General features: G+C 70.1%; 1 protein-coding gene and 2 pseudogenes. 1 reads left to right on the plus strand and 2 read right to left on the minus strand.

Annotated elements, in window-relative coordinates:
* Nucleotides 1–171, plus strand: a pseudogene (locus tag BST13_RS40105) (cytochrome bc1 complex cytochrome b subunit); the annotation flags it as partial.
* Between the two features lie 347 nt (nt 172–518).
* Here the strand turns inward: BST13_RS40105 and BST13_RS38030 are convergent.
* The gene (locus tag BST13_RS38030) at nt 519–1,121 is read right to left on the minus strand and encodes a DUF2561 family protein (RefSeq protein WP_083171378.1); all 603 of its coding nucleotides are present in this window, start codon (nt 1,119–1,121) and stop codon (nt 519–521) included.
* Nucleotides 1,121–1,212 (minus strand): annotated as a pseudogene (locus tag BST13_RS40110) (hypothetical protein); the annotation flags it as partial. The gene BST13_RS38030 and the pseudogene BST13_RS40110, both read right to left, overlap by 1 nt.

Here is a 1,212-nt window from a genome sequence, read left to right on the forward strand (position 1 = left end):
CTCGGCTCCGGCGGCGCCCCCGGCACCGGCAGCTTCCTCTACGCCGACCCGGCCGTCGAACACGACGCCATCACCGAGGCAGCACACGCGTCCGAGCAGAAGGCGCTCACAGCGCTCAAGGAGGCGCAGGACCGCATCCACGGAGACGGGGAGACCAACGGTCACCACTGACCGTCCCCGGTCCGGCTTGACGCAATCGCCGCAATCTCCCCAGGGAGGTTGCGGCGATTGCTTTTTCACGGCCAGACCGCCAGCCCGGGGCATCCGGGCGTCTGCTCCCGAGAGGTCTCGGGACGCCCTCCCCTCCCCCACGTGCACCGGCCCGCGAGGCCATCCGCTGGGCCACCGGCACAGAGCGCGCCGGAGATGACTACGGGGGCCGCTCTACAACCCTGCCGACGCCTGATGTGGGAGCGGCGCAAACAGGCATGCCCAAGCGGCAAAGAGGCTGTCGCCAGGTGGGAACCGCGGGGCGGGATCGACGTCGAGCGGCGTGGATCAGGCCCGCAGAACGGAAATCAGGCAGCGGTGAGTTCGTCGAGCTGACGCAGCGCAACGATGGGCAGGGCCACCATGCCGACGGTGATCAGCCCGGCCACGCCGTAACAGATCCAGGCGCCCAGATCGCTCTCGGTGGCCATCAGATAGGTAGCGATGCCGATGGCGGCCGTGGCAGCGCCGATCGCGGCGGCGATCGCCAATGTGTAACGCAACCACACCTGCTCGACGGCAGCCGCAGCTACGTCGTCGCCGCCGTAACGACTCACGAGAAGCGGCGGCTCCGAGGTACGCCCCGGCGTCACCACCCGGCGCCCGGGCATGTCCTGTGGCGGCCGGACTGCGGCGCGTGTGGGCTGCGGCTGTTGCCGACTGCCCGCCTGGGCCCGGGCCCGCAGCAACAACGGCACGGCGGCGACGATGACGACGGCCGATATGCCGATCACGGTGTAGAGCAGCCAGGGGGTGCCCGCCGAGTCCGAACCCTGCGCATGGCTGCGGCCCAGATCGACCAGGGCGACGATGGCGGCGACACCCGCCCCCAGCGCCGCGAGCCAGGCAGCCACGCAGGCGCCCAGGAGGATGCGGTCGGTGCTGTCGAGGTCGTCGAGAGGTCCGGTCATCAGCAGGCCGTCTGTGCGGAGTTGTTGGCGTTGGAGCTCAAGACCGTTCCGTCGCTTGTGGTGATCGAGCAGTTCAGCCGGCTCACCAGGA

This window comes from Mycobacterium aquaticum, from assembly GCF_002086485.1.
Lineage (GTDB): Bacteria > Actinomycetota > Actinomycetes > Mycobacteriales > Mycobacteriaceae > Mycobacterium > Mycobacterium aquaticum.